A 16,259-nucleotide genomic window follows, 5' to 3' on the forward strand; every position below is an offset into this window, starting at 1 on the left:
ACGCGTACCGGGCCGAGGCGCGCGAGGCGATCGCGGCGGCTCGCGGGCTCGACCCCGGGGCCGCCCGCCGCGCCCTCGCGCCCACCGGGTACGCCGCCCCGCACCTGCCGCCGCCGTACGGGCTCGGGGCCGGGCCTGTGCAACAGCTCGCCGTGCAGCAGGAGCTGACGGCGGCCGGGGTGAGCCTCGGCGGGCTCGGCATCGCCACCTGGGTCGTGCCGTCGCTGCTCGCGTACGGCACCGCCGAGCAGCAGGAGCGCTACCTCGCGCCCACCCTGCGCGGCGAGTTGATGTGGTGCCAGCTGTTCAGCGAGCCGGGGGCCGGCTCCGACCTCGCCTCCCTGCGCACCCGCGCGGAACGCACCGAGGACGGCTGGCGGATCAACGGGCAGAAGGTGTGGACGAGCGCCGCCCAGTGGGCCGACTTCGGCATCCTGCTCGCCCGGACCGACCCCGACGCCCCCAAGCACCGGGGGCTCACGTACTTCGTCGTCGACATGAAGCGCACGCCCGGGATCGACATCCGGCCGCTGAAGGAGATCACCGGGGACTCGCTCTTCAACGAGGTCTGGTTCGACGACGTCCTGCTGCCGCTCGACGCCGTCGTCGGCGAGGTGGACGACGGCTGGCGGGTGGCCCGCAACACCCTCGGCAACGAGCGCGTCCACATGGCCGACCAGGTCGCCTTCGACACCGGCCTGGAGGCGCTGATCGGGCACGCGGCGCAGGCCGACGCCACCGTCGGCGTACGGATCGGGGCCCTCGTCGCCGAGGCGCACGCGCTCGGCTGCATCGGGCTGCGCACCACCCTGCTCCAGGTCTCCGGCCTGGAACCGGGCGCGGGGGCCAGCGTCCGCAAGCTCGTGCAGACCGGGCATCAGCAGAAGGTCGCCGAGCTGACGCTCGAACTCCTCGGCCCTGCGGGCGCGGTGCGCGAGGGGACGGGGGAGCGGGCCGTGCACGGGCTGCTGATGTCCCGCTGCCTGACCATCGCCGGCGGCACCACACAGGTTCAGCTCAACGTCGTCGCCGAGCGCATTCTCGGCCTGCCCAGGGACTGAAGGGAACGAGACGGATGAAGGCGTACATCGTCGGCGTCGGGATGACGAACTTCGAGAAGCCCGAGACGCGCGACTGGCAGTACTGGGACATGGCGAAGGAGGCCGGCACGGCCGCCCTCGTCGACGCGGGGGTCTCGTACACGCAGGTGCAGCAGGTGCCCGTCGGGTACTGCTTCCAGGCCTCGACGGCCGGGCAGCGCGCCGCGTACGAGCTGGGCCTGACCGGCGTGCCCGTCTACAACGTCAACAACAACTGTGCGACCGGCTCGACCGCGTTGATGATGGCCCGGCAGTTCGTCGAGGGCGGGGTCAGCGACTGCGTGCTCGCGCTCGGCTTCGAGAAGATGGCCCGCGGTGCGCTGGGCGGAGGGTCGGACGGGGGCGATTTCAAGACAAGTCCCGTCGCCCGGCATTACGGCGTGATGGCCGCCGGGCACGGCTTCGAGATGTCCCCGCCGACAGCGCAGATCTTCGGCAACGCGGCGCGCGAGCACATGGAGCGGTACGGGACGACCGAGGCGCAGCTCGCCGCGGTCGGCGCGAAGAACCACCGGCACTCGGTCGCCAACCCGCGCGCCCAGTTCCAGGACGAGTACACCGTCGAGGAGATCCTCGCGGCCAAGACGATCCATCGGCCGCTGACCAAGCTCCAGTGCTCGCCGACCTCGGACGGCGCGGCCGCCGCCGTCGTCGTCTCCGAGCGCTTCGTCGTCGAGCACGGGCTGCACGGGCGGGCCGTCGAGATCGCCGGCCAGGCGATGACCACGGACACCGAGGAGTCCTTCGCCTCCGGCTCCTGCATCGACGTCGTCGGCCGGCCGATGTCCCGCGCCGCCGCGCGCCAGGCGTACGAGCGCTCCGGGCTCGGCATCGAGGACGTCGACGTCGTCGAGCTGCACGACTGCTTCTCCGTCAACGAGCTGCTGACGTACGAGGCGCTCGGGATGTGCGAGGAGGGGGCCTCCGGCAAGCTCGTAGAGTCCGGCGCGACCACGTACGGCGGCCGGTGGGTGGTGAACCCGTCCGGCGGCCTGATCTCCAAGGGCCACCCGCTGGGCGCGACGGGCCTCGCCCAAGCCGCGGAGCTGGTCTGGCAGTTGCGCGGCGAGGCGGGGGCACGGCAGGTCGAGGGGGCGCGGGTCGGGCTCGCGCACAACATCGGGCTCGGCGGCGCGGCGGTGGTGACGATGCTGCGGCGGTCGTAGGTCTCGTGGCCGGCAGGTCCTAGGTCCCTGGCCCCGCGCGGGACTGGGTCCGAATCCCGATGTACGGGGCGCAGGCCGTCTGCGACCATGACGGTCATGGTCCACACCGAGCACGCCGAGTCCTCCACAGCCGAGCAACCCGCCCCCATACGCCCCGACTCCCGCACTTGGCTCGTCGTTCTCGCGGCGTGCGCCGGGCAGTTCCTGGTCGTTCTCGACGTGTCGGTGGTGAACGTCGCGCTGCCGTCGATGCGGGCCGACCTCGGGCTCTCGGCCATCGGACTGCAGTGGGTGCTCAACGCGTACTCGATCGCCTTCGCCGGGTTCATGCTGCTCGGCGGGCGGGCCGCGGACCTGTTCGGCCGCAAGCGGATCTTCCTGTTCGGGCTCGGCCTGTTCACCGTCGCCTCGGTGGCCGGCGGACTGGCCCAGGAGGGCTGGCAGTTGGTCGCCGCGCGGGCCGTGCAGGGCCTCGGTGCGGCCGTCCTCGCGCCCGCGACGCTCACCATCGTCACCGCCGCCGTGCCGGCCGGGCCCGCGCGGACCCGGGCCATCGGCACCTGGACCGCGGTCGGCGCGGCCGGCGGCGCGGCGGGCGGGTTCGTCGGAGGCGTCCTGGTGCACCTGCTCTCCTGGCGCTGGGTGCTGCTCATCAACGTCCCCATCGGGGTGCTGGTACTGGCCGGGGCCGCGGTGTGGCTGACCGAGAGCCGCACCGGCGGCGGCCGGAGGCTCGACCTGCCCGGCGCGGTCCTCGTCACCGGCGGCCTCGCGGCGATCGCGTACGGCATCGTGCAGACGGAGGAGGCCGGCTGGGGCGCGACGGGCACCCTCGTACCGCTGCTCGGCGGCCTTGCGCTGCTCGGCGTGTTCGTCGCCGTCGAGGTGCGCGCCGCGGCCCCGCTGATGCCGCTGCGGGTGTTCCGCTCGCGGGCCGTCGCGGCCTCCAACGTGTCGATGCTGGTGGTCGGTTCGACGTCCTTCGGCATGTGGTTCTTCATGACGGTGTACGCGCAGAACGTCCTCGGCTACACCCCGCTCCAGGCCGGCCTCGCCCTGGTGCCCAGCTCCGTCAGCGTCATCGTGGCCTCCAAGCTGGCCCCGCGCCTCATGCCGGTCACCGGGGCCCGGAACCTCGCCGTCCTCGGCGCGCTGGTCGCCGCGACCGGCTTCGGCTGGCAGTCGACGATGACCGCCGACGGCTCGTTCCTCGTCACGATCCTCGGCCCCGGCATCCTGATGATGGCCGGCATGGGCCTGGTCATCACCCCGCTGGCCTCGCTCGCCACCTCCGGCACCGCCCCCGGCGAGGCGGGACTCGTCTCCGGCCTGGTCAACACCTCCCGCACCATGGGCGGCGCCCTGGGCCTGGCCGTCCTGTCGACCGTCGCCGCGGCCCGTACGGGCAGCCGCACCAGCCCCGAGGCGCTGACCGAGGGCTACGCCCTCGCCTTCCGCACGGCGACCGGGGTGCTCCTCGCGGCGGCGGTGCTGATGCTGCTGTGGCTGCCGAGGCCCTCCGCGTCGAGCGACAAGGCGTAGCCGCTCAGCCCTGATCTGCTCGCCAGATCCTGATCTGGCCGGTCATGAAGGCCAGATGCGGCAGCGCCGTCGACTTCACCTCGACCACGAGCAGCGCGATGTCGCCGGAGGGGTGCTTGACGCAGATCCCGCTCCCCTTCGACACCCCGCCCAGCGGAACGTTGTGGCCGGAGGAGCGGCCGAGGGCGGCCCGGCACGAGGCGTACGAGCCCCGCTGCTTGGCGGGCAGCCTGGTCATCACGCTGATGCGGCTCTTCACCGCACAGCCGTCCTCGCAGTTGAGCCTGATGTCTCCCTTGCGGTCCTCGCGGCCCATCGGCAGGTACGGCTCGGTGAGGTCCATCGAGTTCTCGATCCCCAGCCAGAAGCTGGGGTAGAGCGTGGCCTCCGGCGGCTCGGGACTCGCCGAGGCGCGCTGCGGCGTCTGCGCGCGTGCGCCGGACGACTGGCCCCCGGACGCCGAGGACCCGGGCGCGTCGGGCGACGACGAGCCCCCGGACGCCGACGCGCCGGGCGTCGAGGCCGTCGCCGCACGCCGGTCGCGGAACCGGTCCGCGGCGTCGTTCACCGTGCTCACCAGCCCCACAAGGAGCAGGACCGCCGCCGTCACGGCGACCGTCGCGATCAGCGCGGTACGCCGTCTGCGCGCCCGCCGCTCGTCGGGACTCGCCGGGGCGAGCGGCATCGGCGGGGCGAACAGCGCCTGGGTGGAGACCTGGGTGGGGTGGGCCACCGGGGTGGGGTGGGCCACCGGGGTCGGGTGGGCCACTGGCGCCGGAATCGACACCTCCGGACCCCGCAGCTCCGCCCAGACGGCAGGAGCCCCGCCGCCGTCGGCGTCCGGGCCCAGACGCTGCCGGCACCACTCGACCACCTCCGCCGGGGTGGCCCGCGCCTCCGGGTCCGCGGCCAGGCAGCGGGCCATCAACGGGCGGAGCTGCTCGGGCAGTCGGGACAGCTCGGGTTCGTTGTGCACGATCCGGTACAGCACGCCGGCCGACGAGCCCTCCCCGTACAGCGGCTCCCCCAGCGCCGCGAACGCCGCCGTCTGGCCGAGCGCGAACACGTCGGTCGCCGCGGTGACCGCGGCCCCGGAGGCCTGCTCGGGGGCCATGAACGTCGGCGTGCCGACGACGGCGCCCGTGGCCGTGTGCGAGGTGGCGTCGGCGGCCAGCGAGACACCGAAGTCGATCACCCGTGGGCCGTCGGCGGCCAGCAGGACGTTCGACGGCTTCAGGTCGCGGTGCACGATCCCCTCGCCGTGGATGACCTGCAGCGCCTCGGCCACGCCCGCCAGCATCCACAGCACGGCGGGCGCCGGCAGCGGGCCGTGCCGGGCCACGACCTCGGCCAGCGAGGGCCCGGGGACGTACAGCGTGGCGAGCCAGGGCAGGTCGCCGTCCGCGTCGGCGTCGATCAGTTCCGCGGTGTACGCGCCCTTGACCCGGCGAGCCGCCCCGATCTCCCGGCGGAACCGCTTCCGGAAGGCCGGGTCGTCCGCCAGCTCGGGGCGCACCACCTTTATCGCCACCGGTCGTCCGCCCGGCGTGTGCGACAGATAGACCCGGCCCATGCCGCCCGCGCCGAGCCGGGCGGCGAGGCGGTAGCCGCCCACCAGGCGCGGATCGTCCTCCCGCAGCGGCTGGAACACCGCCGTCGTCTCCCTCATCGAACCCCCCATGATCCCTCGATCAACGCTCAGTTGACCATGAGATCGAACGGGTACGCGACGAGGGGCCCGCTCAGAGCCAGCCCTGCTGACGGGCCGCCCGTACCGCCTCCATGCGGTTACGGGCGCCGGTCTTGCCGATCGCCGACGACAGGTAGTTCCGTACCGTCGACTCCGACAGGTGGAGCGCAGCGGCGATGTCGGAGATCGTCGCGCCGTCCACGGACGCGCCCAGCGCGTCCCGTTCGCGGGCCGTGAGCGGGTTCGGGCCCGCGCTCAGCGCGGCCGCGGCAAGGGCCGGGTCGATCACCGTCTCGCCCCGGAGGACCTTGCGGATCGACGCCGCGAGCTCCTCCACCGGTCCGTCCTTCACCAGGAACCCGGCCGCCCCCGCCTCCATCGCCCGGCGCAGATAGCCCGGCCGCCCGAACGTCGTCAGGATCAGCACCCGGCAGTCCGGTACCTCCTCGCGCAGGTCGGCCGCCGCGTCGAGCCCGCTGCGGCCCGGCAGTTCGATGTCGAGCAGTGCCACCTCGGGGCGGCTGGCCAGCGCCGCGTCCACGATCTCGTCGCCCCGGCCCACCTGGGCCACGACCTCGATGTCCGGCTCCAGGCCCAGCAGCAGCGCCAGCGCGCCGCGCATCATGCCCTGGTCCTCGGCGAGCAGCACTCTGATCATTCGGCCGGCTCCAGCTCTCGCGACGCGGGGGTCTCCACGGGGAGTTCCGCGACGACCCGGAAACCGCCCCTGGGGACCGGTCCCGACTCAAGAGTGCCGCCTGCGGCTGCGACCCGCTCGCGCAAGCCGGTCAGACCGCTGCCGGGTTCGGCCGCTTCATCCGTGCCGCGGCCGTTGTCGGTGACCGTCAGGCGGACCCGCTCCGGGCCGCCGTCGACCTCGAACTCGCACCGCGTCGCCCCGCTGTGCCGCAGCGCGTTGGTCGCCGACTCGCGGACCACCCAGCTCAACAGGGCCTCCGTCTGCGGCTCCAGCGGCGGCCCCGACCGACGTACCACCGGCTCGATGCCCGCGCTGGTCAGCGCGTCCCGGGCCCGGTCCAGCTCGGTGCCGAGACTGCCCTCGCGATAGCCGGTGACCGCCTCGCGGATCTCCGTGAGCGCCTGCCGGCCCACCGACTCGATGTCGACGATCTGGAGGAGCGCAGCGTCCAGGTCCCGGGGCGCGAGCCGGCGGGCGGCCTCCGACTTCACCACGATCACCGACAGGGTGTGCCCGAGCAGGTCGTGCAGGTCGCGGGAGAACCGCAGCCGCTCCTTCTCCACCGCCGTCCGGGCCAGCTCCTGCCGGGTCGCCCGCAGCTCCTTCACCGTCTCCGACAGGGCCAGCACGGCCGCCGTCACCATGGCCGAGATGAACGTCCCGTACGCGACGTTGATCGCGCCCCACCCGTCCCGTACCCCTGCCACCACGGCGGCGGTCACCACCAGCGGGAACACCGCCTGCGGCACCCGCCGGCCCCGCGTGACCGAGCCGACGGCCAGCCCGAGGAGCGGGAAGAAGAGCAGGTACGGGCCGCCGAAGGCGATCGCCAGGGCCAGGGTGACCGCCGTCAGGAGCCCGAGCAGCCACCAGGTGGCCGGCGCCTCCCGCAGCCTCCGGTCGAAGGCCCGCATCACCACCGCGACGTAGAGCGAGTTGAAGAGGAACACGCCCACTCCCGCGGCCACCGGATGCGGGTTCCGGCCCTGCAGCAGGTTGGACACCGCGCCCATCCCCATCAGCAGCCACGGCAGCAACGAGAAGCCGTTCGGCGGTCCCATCTCCTCCGGCCGCCGCGCCCAGCGCGGCTTCCGGAGCCTTCCCCACACGCGCATTCTGGTTCCCCCTCAGACCGTTCTGGCGGAACGACGGTACGAGAAGACCGCGTACGCACCGAAGAGCAGCGCCCAGAACGAGATCACGGCCACCGTGACGAGACCCGGCGCGGAGCCCTCCGTCACCGCCCTGCCCAGTTCGGCGAACCGGTTGGTGGGCGTGAACCCGGAGATCGCGCGCAGCCAGCCGGGGAACAACTCGGCCGGAAACCACAGGCCGCCGACGACCGCGAGACCCATGTTGGAGGCCACGTTCACCACGCCCGTCGTCTGGGGCGTCAGCCGGTAGCCGTTGCCGAGGCTGAGCAGGGTGAACGGCAGCGAGCCGAGCCAGAGCACGAGGGCCACCGCCGGCCACTGCCAGGCGTCCATCCGGACCCCGTTGACCAGCGCGCCGGCCGCCAGCACGGCGGCGATGGCGGGGACCACGACGACCGAGCCGGTCAGGGCGCGGCCGACCACCGCCTGGCGCGGCGTCATCGGGGTGACCCGCAGCTGCCGCAGCCAGCCGATGGACTTGTCCTCGGCGACCCCGCCGCCCACGGAGAGCGCCGCGTTCAGCGCTCCGTACGCGGCCATGCCGACCATGGACGCGGTCTTCCACTCCGCGGCGTCGTCGCCGCCGAGGTTGGTGAAGAGCAGGTACATCAGCACCGGTACGGCGATGCTGCCGATGGCGAACCCGACGTCGCGCAGGGTGCGGCGGACTTCCAGCTTGACGTACGCGGTGATCATCGGACTGTCTCCAGAGAGCGCTGGTGGGCGGAGGTCAGGGAGAGGAAGGCGTCGTTGAGGGAGAGCGGGGCGACTTCGAGGCCGCGGATCGCGTCCGCGGCGGCGAGCGCCCGGACGGTCGCGTCGGAGTCGTCGGTGCGCAGCCGGGCCCGGTCGCCGCGGATCTCCACGGCGGTCACTCCGGGCAGCAGTCCGAGACGGTCCGAGGGGCCTCCCGCCAGGGCGAAGGAGACCGTGCTGCCGCCGGCGTCGCGCTTCAGCTCCGCCGGCGTCCCGTCCGCGAGGACCCGGCCGTGGTCGACGACCACGATCCGGTCCGCGTACGCGTCGGCCTCCTCCAGGTAGTGCGTGGAGAAGAGCACCGTGTTGCCACGCCGGGCGTAGCCGCGCATGGCGTCCCAGAAGACCTGGCGGGCCTCCACGTCCAGCGCGGCGGTCGGCTCGTCGAGCACGATCAGCTCGGGGTTCCCGGCGAGCGCGACGGCGAATCGGACGCGCTGGGTCTGGCCGCCGGACAGCCGGTCGACCCGGCGGCCGGCGAACTCGGTGAGCCCGGCCAGCTCCAGGGCCTCGGCCACGGGCATCGGCGCCGGGTAGGCGCGGGCCACGAAGGAGACCAGCTCGCCGACGGTGACCCGTGGCACCGCCCGCCCCTCCTGGAGCATCGCGCCGACCCGGCCGGCCTCGACGGCCTTCGCCGGGGAGTCGCCGAAGAGCCGGACCCTGCCCCCGTCGGGCTCGTCCAGGCCGAGCAGCAGGCCGATCGAGGTGGACTTCCCCGCGCCGTTGCGGCCGAGGAGGGCGACGGTCTCGCCGCGCCGGATGGTCAGGTCGACGCCGTCGACGGCACGGACGGCTCCGAAGGACTTGGTGACGGCCTCGAAGGCGACCGCGGGCTGTGCGGGTTCGTTCTCCATGACCACGACGCTACGGATCGAGGGGCGGGGCCCGGCAGGAGTGAATGTACGGACGTGGCAGTGACAAATGTCCTGGGCAGCGGGGCGGGCGGAGGAACCGGCGTGGGGCCGACCATATCTGACGTACCGTCAGTAGAGTGCCCCGGGAGGCTTCACAACTCCTCACGGCTCGGCTATACATGGGGTCCACCGGCCTAGAACGCGTTCTAGAAGGGGCCTTCTGGACCAGAACGGATGTGAACGGGCCGGCCCCGCACGGCCTCGGTGCGGCCGACGGTGCGGACGGTCGCGCCGAGGTCTTCTCCCTCCCTCAAGGAGCAGCATCCACATGCCCATCGATGCCGCCACGGCGGTCGCCGCCGAGCCCCGCAGCGCCGAGATCGCCTGGGACCACAAGGACGTCCAGCTCTACCACCTCGGCCTCGGCGCGGGCGTCCCCGCCACCGACCCCGACGAGCTCCGCTACACCCTCGAGTCCCGGCTGCACGTCCTGCCCAGCTTCGCCACCGTCGCGGGCGCGGGCATGGGCGTCGTCGGCGGCCTGTCCGCCCCCGGGATCGACATCGACCTCGCGGCCGTCCTGCACGGCGGCCAGACGGTGACCCTGCACCGCCCGATCCCGGTCAAGGGCCGGGCGGTGTCCACGTCCCGGGTCGCCGCCGTGTACGACAAGGGCAAGGCGGCCGTACTCGTCCTGCGCTCCGAGGCCGCCGACGAGGACGGGCCGCTGTGGACCAGCGACGCGCAGATCTTCGTACGGGGGGAGGGCGGCTGGGGCGGCGATCGCGGCCCCTCCGCCCGCGTCGAGCTCCCGGACCGCGCGGCGGACCGGACGGTCGAGCGCGCGATCCGTGAGGAGCAGGCGCTGCTGTACCGGCTCTCCGGGGACTGGAACCCGCTGCACGCGGACCCGGAGTTCGCCAAGCTGGCCGGCTTCGACCGGCCGATCCTGCACGGGCTCTGCACGTACGGGATGACGCTCAAGGCGGTCGTGGACACGATGCTCGGCGGCGACGTCGCGCGCGTCCGCTCGTACCGCACCCGCTTCGCCGGGGTGGTCTTCCCCGGCGAGACCCTGCGCATCCGGATGTGGGCCGGGGACGGCCGAGTCCAGGTGTCCGTGACGGCGGTGGAACGGGACGACGCTCCGGTCCTGGCCGACACAGTCGTAGAACATGCCTGATCTGTGAGGGGAGTCGCACCATGCGCGCAGCGCTGCTGCACGAGATCGGCCAGGAGAAACTGGAGGTCCTCGACGACGTCGAGGCGGTGGGCTTCGGCCCGGGCAAGGTGCGGATCCGGGTCAGGGCGACCGGACTGTGCCACTCCGACATCTCGGCGATGAGCGGGGTGCTGCCCCAGCCGGCGCCGTTCGTCCCGGGCCACGAGGGCGCGGGGGAGATCCTCGACGTCGGCGACGGGGTCACCGGGCTCAGCCCCGGCGACCGGGTGCTGCTGTGCTGGCTGCCGGCCTGCGGGGTCTGTGCGGCGTGCAAGCGCGGCCAGACGCAACTGTGCCTGGCCGGCTTCATGAACGCGGGCGTGCCGAACTTCAAGCGGCCCGGCGGCGACGTGTTCGGCTTCGCCGGGACCGGGACGTTCGCGGAGGAGGTCGTCGTCGACGCGGGCTGCGCCGTGCCGATCCCGGACGACGTGCCGTTCGACATCGCCGCGCTGATCGGCTGCGGGGTCACGACGGGGCTCGGCGCGGCGATCAACACGGCCAAGGTGACGGCCGGTTCGTCGGTCGCGGTCATCGGCTGCGGCGGCGTCGGCATCTCCGCGATCCAAGGGGCCAGGCTTCAGGGCGCGGCGCAGATCGTCGCGGTCGACCCGGTGGAGTCGCGGCGGGAGGCGGCGCTGCGCTTCGGCGCGACGGAGGCGGTCGCGCCGGACGCGCTGGCGGACGCGAAGCAGCGGGTGACGGCGGGGGAGGGCTTCGACTACGTCTTCGAGGTCGTCGGCAGGTCCGCGACCGCACGGACGGCGTACGAGACGACCCGGCGCGGCGGCACGCTGTGCGTGGTGGGCGCGGGCGCGCTGGACGACTTCCTGCAGCTGAACATGTTCGAGCTGTTCTTCGACGAGAAGAAGATCCTGCCGTCGATGTACGGCGGCGGGGACGTGCAGACGTCGTACGAGCGGGCGATCACGCTGTGGCGGGCCGGGCGGATCGACCTGGAGTCGCTGATCACCCACCGGGTGCAGCTGGCCGAGATCAACGAGGCGATCGACCAGATGCGCACGGGTGTGGCGCTGCGCACCTGCATAGAGATCTGAGGGGTGGTGGGCTGTGACTTTGCCTCTTGAGGGCAGGACCGCGATCGTCACGGGCGCGGGGCGGGGGCTCGGCCGGGCCGAGGCGCTGGAACTGGCCCGGCTCGGCGCGGCGGTCGTCGTCAACGACTACGGCCAGCCGGGCCGGGACGGCTCGGGCGAGGCGTCGGCGGCGCCGGCGGAGGAGGTCGCGTCGGAGATCCGCGCGGCGGGCGGCCACGCGGTCGCGCACCTGGGCGACGTGGCGGACTTCGAGACGGCGCGGGGCCTGGTCGACCTGGCGGTCGAGGAGTTCGGGAAGCTGGACATCCTGGTCAACAACGCGGGGATCCTGCGGGACCGGATGGTCTTCTCGATGAGCGAGGACGAGTGGGACGCGGTGATCCGGGTCCACTTGAAGGGCCACTTCAACACGACGCACTTCGCGGCGGTGCACTGGAGGGGGCGGGCGAAGGCAGGTGATTCAGCCGTCTACGGCCGCATCGTCAACACCTCGTCGGAAGCCTTCCTCGCAGGCTCAGCAGGCCAGCCGAACTACGCGGCGGCGAAGGGCGGGATCGTCGGCCTGACGACGTCGACGGCGCTGGCGCTGGCGAAGTACGGGGTGACGGCGAACGCGATCTGCCCGCGAGCGCGGACTCGGATGACGGAGGACGTCTTCGCCGGCTTCGCCGAACCGGACGCGGGCGAACTGGACCCGCTGTCCCCCGAACACGTCTCCCCCCTGGTCGGCTACCTGGCATCCCCCGCGGCCGCCCGCATCAACGGCCAACTGCTGGTGGTCCACGGCGGCATGGTCGCGGTGGTGGACCGCCCGCGCGTCTCGGCGAAGTTCGACACCGCGAAGTCGACGTTCACGTACGAGGAACTGGACACCCTCCTGACGCCGCACTACGCCACCCGCCCGGAGAGCGAGACGTTCGCGGCGACGGAGATCCTGGGCCTGAAGCGGGAGGTCTGAGCGGGGAGGCCGGGGGCGCGGGAGGGCACGGGCCGCAGAACCCCCACCCCGCGCCCGAGCCGGGCGGGGTGGGGGAGTCCTCCCCCACCCCGGGGGAGTCCTCCCCGGGCCCTGCTACTCCTCGTCGCGGCGGTGCCGGCCGTGGGGCTGGGGGGACGGGTCTTCCTGCGGGGCCGGGTTGCCTCGGTGGCGGCCGTGGGCGGCGGCTTCGGTCGTGTTCGTGTTGGTGTCGTGCATGGTGGAACTCACCCCGTGCTGATTGCTTCGTGCCTTGCGGGGCGTGAGTCTAACGAGCCGCCCCGCCCCTCGACTTACCCCCCATCAGCGGCGCCTGCCCAAGCGGTACCGGACGGCAGACCTCCACCACCGGCGCCGGCTCCGGCGGCTCCTCCGGGACGTCCAGGCCCGCCAGCCCGCACGGCACCGACTCCGTCGCGTACGGCAGGCACAGCACGCCCTCCGGCGTCCACAGCCCCGCCCCCGCCAACCACCCCGCCGGCGCCGCCAGTTGCACCAGCCGGCGCGACGCGGGCCGCCACATCCCCACCCAGCTCCCCGCCCCCGCGTCCATCCGCAGCGCCACCGAGCAGCTCTCCGGCAGCAGCACCTGCCCCGGCTGGACCGCGAACGGCAGCACCTCCGCGTCCGCCGGCCGCAGGCACTCCGGGAAGCGCACCGGCCGCATGCTGCCCAGCACCCCCCACCCCAGCCGCTCCCGCCCGGGCGACGGCGCGTCCGAGCCGATCAGCAGCAGCCCGCTGTCCGGGTCCGCAAGGAGCAGCCGGTCGTCGCTCTCCTCGGTGATCTGGAGCAACGGCGTCACCTCGCCGCCCCGTTCCAGGTCGACCGCCACCGCCTTCACCGGGCCGTCGTCCAGCCGCCGGTCGAGCGCCAGCATCCGCCCCGTACGGTCCAGCCACACCCCACCCCCGCACACGCCCTTGATCTCCGCCACCCGCTCCGGCCCGAACGCCCCGCCCGCCACCAGCCACAGCTCGGTGCTGTCCGGGCCGACGGCCATCGCGTACGCGCAGGTGCCGTCCGGTGACGGGGGGAGCAGTACCAGCTCGGCGGCTGCGCCGCCGCTCCCCGACTCCACCGCGCCCAGCGGCAGTTCGCCCGTCCGCGGACCCGTCGGGTACAGCAGCGAGAAGGTCTGCCGCGTCGCTGCCCGTCGGGAGATCAGTACTCGGCCGTCCGCCAGCGGCAGTACCTGCGCGTCGGGGTCCTCCGGCTGGTCGAGCGGGAGCGGCACCGCGTACGGCTCAGGCCCGTCCAGCGTCCAGCGCTCCGTGTACAGCGCCTCGCCGTTCCCCGCGAGCCGGGCCGCGTACGCCCCGTTCGCCGTGATCATGAACTTCTTCGGTCGTGCGGCGCCGTCACCGCCCACGGCCGCCTCGATGGCACACGCTGTCATCGACTCGTCACCTCCGGCCACCGAAGCTAGTTTTCGCACTTCCTGCCGAACAACAACGGACCTGTCACTTCACACATAAGGGTGGCCCTGAATCGATTCTGCTGAGCGGAAGGGGGCGATTGTGCTGGAGAGGTGGGAGATGCGCAGGGTTAGGCGACCCTAAGTGGAGCCCCATCCTCCGCTCGCGGACCGCCCCAAGCAGCACCCCCGCAGCCCTCCCCCTACAGGGGCAGTCCCCATGTCGCCACGCCGCGCGAGCTCGACAACGTCGTCCCGCTCGGCGTGAAGCCCGTCGGATACGCCCCGTCGGAGGGGAACGATGGCATTCCCACGTACTTGGAGAACGCTGCGGGCAGCCGGCTGCGCGCCGCGGACGGGCACCAGGAACTCTCCAAGATCGCGCCGACCGTCTTCTCCATCCGCCCCGGCTTCACCTGGATCGACGGCGGACGGGGAAGCGGGCAAAAGTCCGGCCGTCCACAGGCAGGACGGCGGGGCGCGGGAGGCAGGTAGCCTTTGCTCCGTGCCCCGTCTGTCTGAAGTCATCGCGGAACTCGACGCCCTCTGGCCCCCCGACCGGGCCGAGCAGTGGGACGCCGTCGGCACGGTCTGCGGCGACCCCGACGCCGAGGTCAGCCGCGTGCTGTTCGCCGTCGACCCCGTCCAGGAGATCGCCGACGAGGCGATCGCGCTCGGCGCGGACCTGGTGGTCACGCACCACCCGCTCTACCTGCGCGGGACGACGACGGTCGCGGCCGGCCACTTCAAGGGCCGCGTCGTGCACACACTGATCAAGCACGACGTCGCCCTGCACGTCGCGCACACCAACGCGGACACCGCCGAACCCGGCGTCTCCGACGCCCTCGCCGGCGCCCTCGACCTCCGGGTCACCGGGCCGCTCGTCCCCGAGAACAACCTCGGCCGGATCTGCGAGCTCGACCGCCCCGAAACCCTGCGCGAGTTCGCCGCGCGCGCCGCGAAGCGGCTGCCCGCCACCGCGCAGGGCATCCGCGTCGCCGGCGACCCCGACATGGTCCTGCGCCGCGTCGCCGTCAGCGGCGGCTCCGGCGACAGCCTCTTCGACGTCGTGCGGGCCTCCGGTGTGGACGCGTTCCTCACCGCCGACCTGCGCCACCACCCGGCGTCCGAGGCCACCCAGGCTGCGAATTCTTCTTCGGGTCCGCTGGGCCTCGTCGACGCCGCGCACTGGGCCACCGAGTGGCCCTGGTGCGAGCAGGCCGCCGCGCAGCTCGACGCGATCTCCGACCGTCACGGCTGGGACCTGCGCGTCCACGTCTCGAAGACGGTCACCGACCCCTGGTCCTCACACCACACATCTGGAGCCCCCAACTGAACGCCGCGCCCGCCGACCAGATCCGCCTCCTCGACGTCCAGGCCCTGGACGTCCGCCTCCAGCAGCTCGCGCACAAGCGCAAGTCGCTGCCCGAGCACGCCGAGATCGAGTCGCTGACCAAGGACCTCACGCAGCTGCGCGACCTGCTCGTCGCCGCGCAGACCGAGGAGAGCGACTGCGCCCGCGAGCAGACCAAGGCGGAGCAGGACGTGGACCAGGTGCGCCAGCGCGCGACCCGGGACCAGCAGCGTCTCGACTCCGGCGCGGTCTCCTCGCCGAAGGACCTGGAGAACCTGCAGAAGGAGATCGCCTCGCTGGCCAAGCGCCAGGGCGACCTGGAGGACGTGGTCCTGGAGGTCATGGAGCGCCGCGAGTCCGCGCAGGAGCGGGTCGCCGAGCTGACCGAGCGCGTCGGCTCCGTGCAGGCCAAGACCGAGGACGCGACCGCCCGCCGCGACGCCGCGCAGGCGGAGCTGGACGGCGAGGCCGCGTCGGTGGGCAAGGAGCGCGAGCTCGTCGCCTCCTCCGTCCCCGCGGACCTGATGAAGCTGTACGAGAAGCTGCGCGAGCAGCAGGGCGGCGTGGGCGCGGCCCGGCTGTACCAGCGCCGCTGCGAGGGCTGCCACATCGAGCTGAACATCACCGAGCTGAACGAGGTCCGGGCGGCCGCCGCGGACACCGTGGTGCGCTGCGAGAACTGCCGCCGCATCCTGGTCCGCACGGCGGAGTCCGGCCTGTAATGCGACGGCTGATCGTCGAGGCGGACGGCGGCTCCCGGGGCAATCCGGGGCCCGCCGGGTACGGCGCGGTGGTCCTGGACGCGGCGACCGGCGAGACGCTGGCGGAGCGGGCCGAGTACATCGGCGTCGCGACGAACAACGTCGCCGAGTACAAGGGCCTGATCGCCGGCCTGACGGCGGCGCACGAGCTCACGGCCGACCCGTCCTCGGACCTGTCCGAGGCCTCGATCCTCGTCCGGATGGACTCCAAGCTGGTCGTAGAGCAGATGTCCGGCCGCTGGAAGATCAAGCACCCGGACATGAAGCCGCTGGCGGCGCAGGCGGGCCGGATCCTCCCGGCCGGCCGGGTCCGCTACGAGTGGATCCCGCGCGAGCAGAACAAGCACGCGGACCGGCTCGCGAACGAGGCGATGGACGCGGGCAAGCGGGGCGAGCAGTGGCGCCCGTCGGACTCGACGGCCGCCCTGGACACGGCCGCGGCCCGCAACGCGGCGGCCCTGCCCCCGGCCCCGTCCGGCCCACCCGGCGACGCGGCCGCAGGCGCG

16 protein-coding genes and 1 pseudogene are annotated in these 16,259 nt (G+C 73.2%); 10 read left to right on the forward strand and 7 right to left on the reverse strand.

The genetic code is table 11. From position 1 onward, the window contains the following. The 3 genes from VIU94_RS18835 to VIU94_RS18845 all read left to right on the forward strand — a co-directional run. On the forward strand, nucleotides 1-1,061 hold a 1,061-nt coding region (locus VIU94_RS18835), incomplete at its 5' end, for an acyl-CoA dehydrogenase family protein (RefSeq protein WP_331912989.1). Nucleotides 1,062-1,075: 14 nt separating this feature from the next. After that, entirely contained in the window at nucleotides 1,076-2,266 is a 1,191-nt protein-coding gene (locus VIU94_RS18840; RefSeq protein WP_331912990.1) for a lipid-transfer protein, read from the forward strand. 96 nt (nucleotides 2,267-2,362) lie between these two features. Then, a complete protein-coding gene (locus VIU94_RS18845; RefSeq protein ID WP_331912991.1) occupies nucleotides 2,363-3,808 on the forward strand; it encodes an MFS transporter in 1,446 nt (481 codons plus the stop codon). Between the two features lie 4 nt (nucleotides 3,809-3,812). Here the strand turns inward: VIU94_RS18845 and VIU94_RS18850 are convergent, their stop codons facing one another. The 5 genes from VIU94_RS18850 to VIU94_RS18870 form a co-directional block, all read right to left on the reverse strand. Next, nucleotides 3,813-5,477 (reverse strand): serine/threonine-protein kinase, encoded by a 1,665-nt coding sequence (locus VIU94_RS18850; protein WP_331912992.1) that lies wholly within the window; start codon nucleotides 5,475-5,477, stop codon nucleotides 3,813-3,815. A 73-nt stretch (nucleotides 5,478-5,550) separates the two neighbouring features. Beyond that, entirely contained in the window at nucleotides 5,551-6,156 is a 606-nt protein-coding gene (locus VIU94_RS18855; RefSeq protein ID WP_331912993.1) for a response regulator, read from the reverse strand. Beyond that, nucleotides 6,153-7,313 (reverse strand): sensor histidine kinase, encoded by a 1,161-nt coding sequence (locus VIU94_RS18860; RefSeq protein WP_331912994.1) that lies wholly within the window; start codon nucleotides 7,311-7,313, stop codon nucleotides 6,153-6,155. The genes VIU94_RS18855 and VIU94_RS18860 overlap by 4 nt, the downstream gene beginning before the upstream one ends. 12 nt (nucleotides 7,314-7,325) lie before the next feature. Continuing rightward, complete coding sequence (locus VIU94_RS18865) at nucleotides 7,326-8,048, reverse strand: ABC transporter permease (protein ID WP_414720972.1); 723 nt, start codon at nucleotides 8,046-8,048, stop codon at nucleotides 7,326-7,328. After that, nucleotides 8,045-8,965: an ABC transporter ATP-binding protein gene (locus VIU94_RS18870; protein ID WP_331912995.1), complete on the reverse strand. Its 921-nt coding sequence runs from the start codon at nucleotides 8,963-8,965 to the stop codon at nucleotides 8,045-8,047. Before VIU94_RS18870 ends, VIU94_RS18865 begins: the two co-directional genes overlap by 4 nt. 328 nt (nucleotides 8,966-9,293) lie before the next feature. Between VIU94_RS18870 and chsH3 the strand changes: the two genes are divergently transcribed. From chsH3 to VIU94_RS18885, 3 genes are read left to right on the forward strand one after another with little or no spacing between them, the layout of a single operon-like run. Beyond that, nucleotides 9,294-10,148, forward strand: a complete 855-nt coding sequence (gene chsH3 / locus VIU94_RS18875) for an enoyl-CoA hydratase ChsH3 (RefSeq protein ID WP_331912996.1) — start codon at nucleotides 9,294-9,296, stop codon at nucleotides 10,146-10,148. A gap of 20 nt (nucleotides 10,149-10,168) precedes the next feature. Beyond that, nucleotides 10,169-11,245: a Zn-dependent alcohol dehydrogenase gene (locus tag VIU94_RS18880; protein ID WP_331912997.1), complete on the forward strand. Its 1,077-nt coding sequence runs from the start codon at nucleotides 10,169-10,171 to the stop codon at nucleotides 11,243-11,245. 13 nt (nucleotides 11,246-11,258) lie between these two features. Then, the gene (locus VIU94_RS18885; RefSeq protein WP_331912998.1) at nucleotides 11,259-12,203 is read left to right on the forward strand and encodes a 3-oxoacyl-ACP reductase; all 945 of its coding nucleotides are present in this window, start codon (nucleotides 11,259-11,261) and stop codon (nucleotides 12,201-12,203) included. A gap of 114 nt (nucleotides 12,204-12,317) precedes the next feature. On the opposite strand, the gene VIU94_RS18890 is transcribed toward VIU94_RS18885, so the two are convergent. Beyond that, a complete protein-coding gene (locus VIU94_RS18890) occupies nucleotides 12,318-12,440 on the reverse strand; it encodes a hypothetical protein (RefSeq protein ID WP_331912999.1) in 123 nt (40 codons plus the stop codon). 49 nt (nucleotides 12,441-12,489) lie between these two features. Then, a complete protein-coding gene (locus VIU94_RS18895) occupies nucleotides 12,490-13,620 on the reverse strand; it encodes a hypothetical protein (RefSeq protein WP_331913000.1) in 1,131 nt (376 codons plus the stop codon). Nucleotides 13,621-13,875: 255 nt separating this feature from the next. Here VIU94_RS18895 and VIU94_RS18900 point away from each other — a divergent pair. The 4 genes and pseudogenes from VIU94_RS18900 to VIU94_RS18915 form a co-directional block, all read left to right on the forward strand. Continuing rightward, a pseudogene (locus VIU94_RS18900) lies at nucleotides 13,876-14,058 on the forward strand (ABC transporter substrate-binding protein); the annotation flags it as partial. A gap of 85 nt (nucleotides 14,059-14,143) precedes the next feature. Beyond that, entirely contained in the window at nucleotides 14,144-14,974 is an 831-nt protein-coding gene (locus VIU94_RS18905) for a Nif3-like dinuclear metal center hexameric protein (RefSeq protein WP_331913001.1), read from the forward strand. After that, nucleotides 14,971-15,714, forward strand: a complete 744-nt coding sequence (locus VIU94_RS18910) for a zinc ribbon domain-containing protein (RefSeq protein ID WP_331913004.1) — start codon at nucleotides 14,971-14,973, stop codon at nucleotides 15,712-15,714. Before VIU94_RS18905 ends, VIU94_RS18910 begins: the two co-directional genes overlap by 4 nt. Beyond that, nucleotides 15,714-16,259: reverse transcriptase-like protein (locus tag VIU94_RS18915; protein WP_331913002.1), on the forward strand; the 546-nt coding region annotated here is incomplete at its 3' end. The genes VIU94_RS18910 and VIU94_RS18915, both read left to right, overlap by 1 nt.

It is taken from the genome of Streptomyces sp. (assembly GCF_036566765.1).
Lineage (GTDB): Bacteria > Actinomycetota > Actinomycetes > Streptomycetales > Streptomycetaceae > Streptomyces.

Coding starts and splice junctions, on each gene's coding strand:
- VIU94_RS18890 (WP_331912999.1), bottom strand. CDS start 12,440: ATGCACGACACCAACACGAACACGACCGAAGCCGCCGCCCACGGCCGC.
- VIU94_RS18895 (WP_331913000.1), bottom strand. CDS start 13,620: ATGACAGCGTGTGCCATCGAGGCGGCCGTGGGCGGTGACGGCGCCGCA.
- VIU94_RS18840 (WP_331912990.1), top strand. CDS start 1,076: ATGAAGGCGTACATCGTCGGCGTCGGGATGACGAACTTCGAGAAGCCC.
- VIU94_RS18880 (WP_331912997.1), top strand. CDS start 10,169: ATGCGCGCAGCGCTGCTGCACGAGATCGGCCAGGAGAAACTGGAGGTC.
- VIU94_RS18855 (WP_331912993.1), bottom strand. CDS start 6,156: ATGATCAGAGTGCTGCTCGCCGAGGACCAGGGCATGATGCGCGGCGCG.
- VIU94_RS18865 (WP_414720972.1), bottom strand. CDS start 8,048: ATGATCACCGCGTACGTCAAGCTGGAAGTCCGCCGCACCCTGCGCGAC.
- chsH3 (WP_331912996.1), top strand. CDS start 9,294: ATGCCCATCGATGCCGCCACGGCGGTCGCCGCCGAGCCCCGCAGCGCC.
- VIU94_RS18850 (WP_331912992.1), bottom strand. CDS start 5,477: ATGAGGGAGACGACGGCGGTGTTCCAGCCGCTGCGGGAGGACGATCCG.
- VIU94_RS18845 (WP_331912991.1), top strand. CDS start 2,363: ATGGTCCACACCGAGCACGCCGAGTCCTCCACAGCCGAGCAACCCGCC.
- VIU94_RS18860 (WP_331912994.1), bottom strand. CDS start 7,313: ATGCGCGTGTGGGGAAGGCTCCGGAAGCCGCGCTGGGCGCGGCGGCCG.
- VIU94_RS18870 (WP_331912995.1), bottom strand. CDS start 8,965: ATGGAGAACGAACCCGCACAGCCCGCGGTCGCCTTCGAGGCCGTCACC.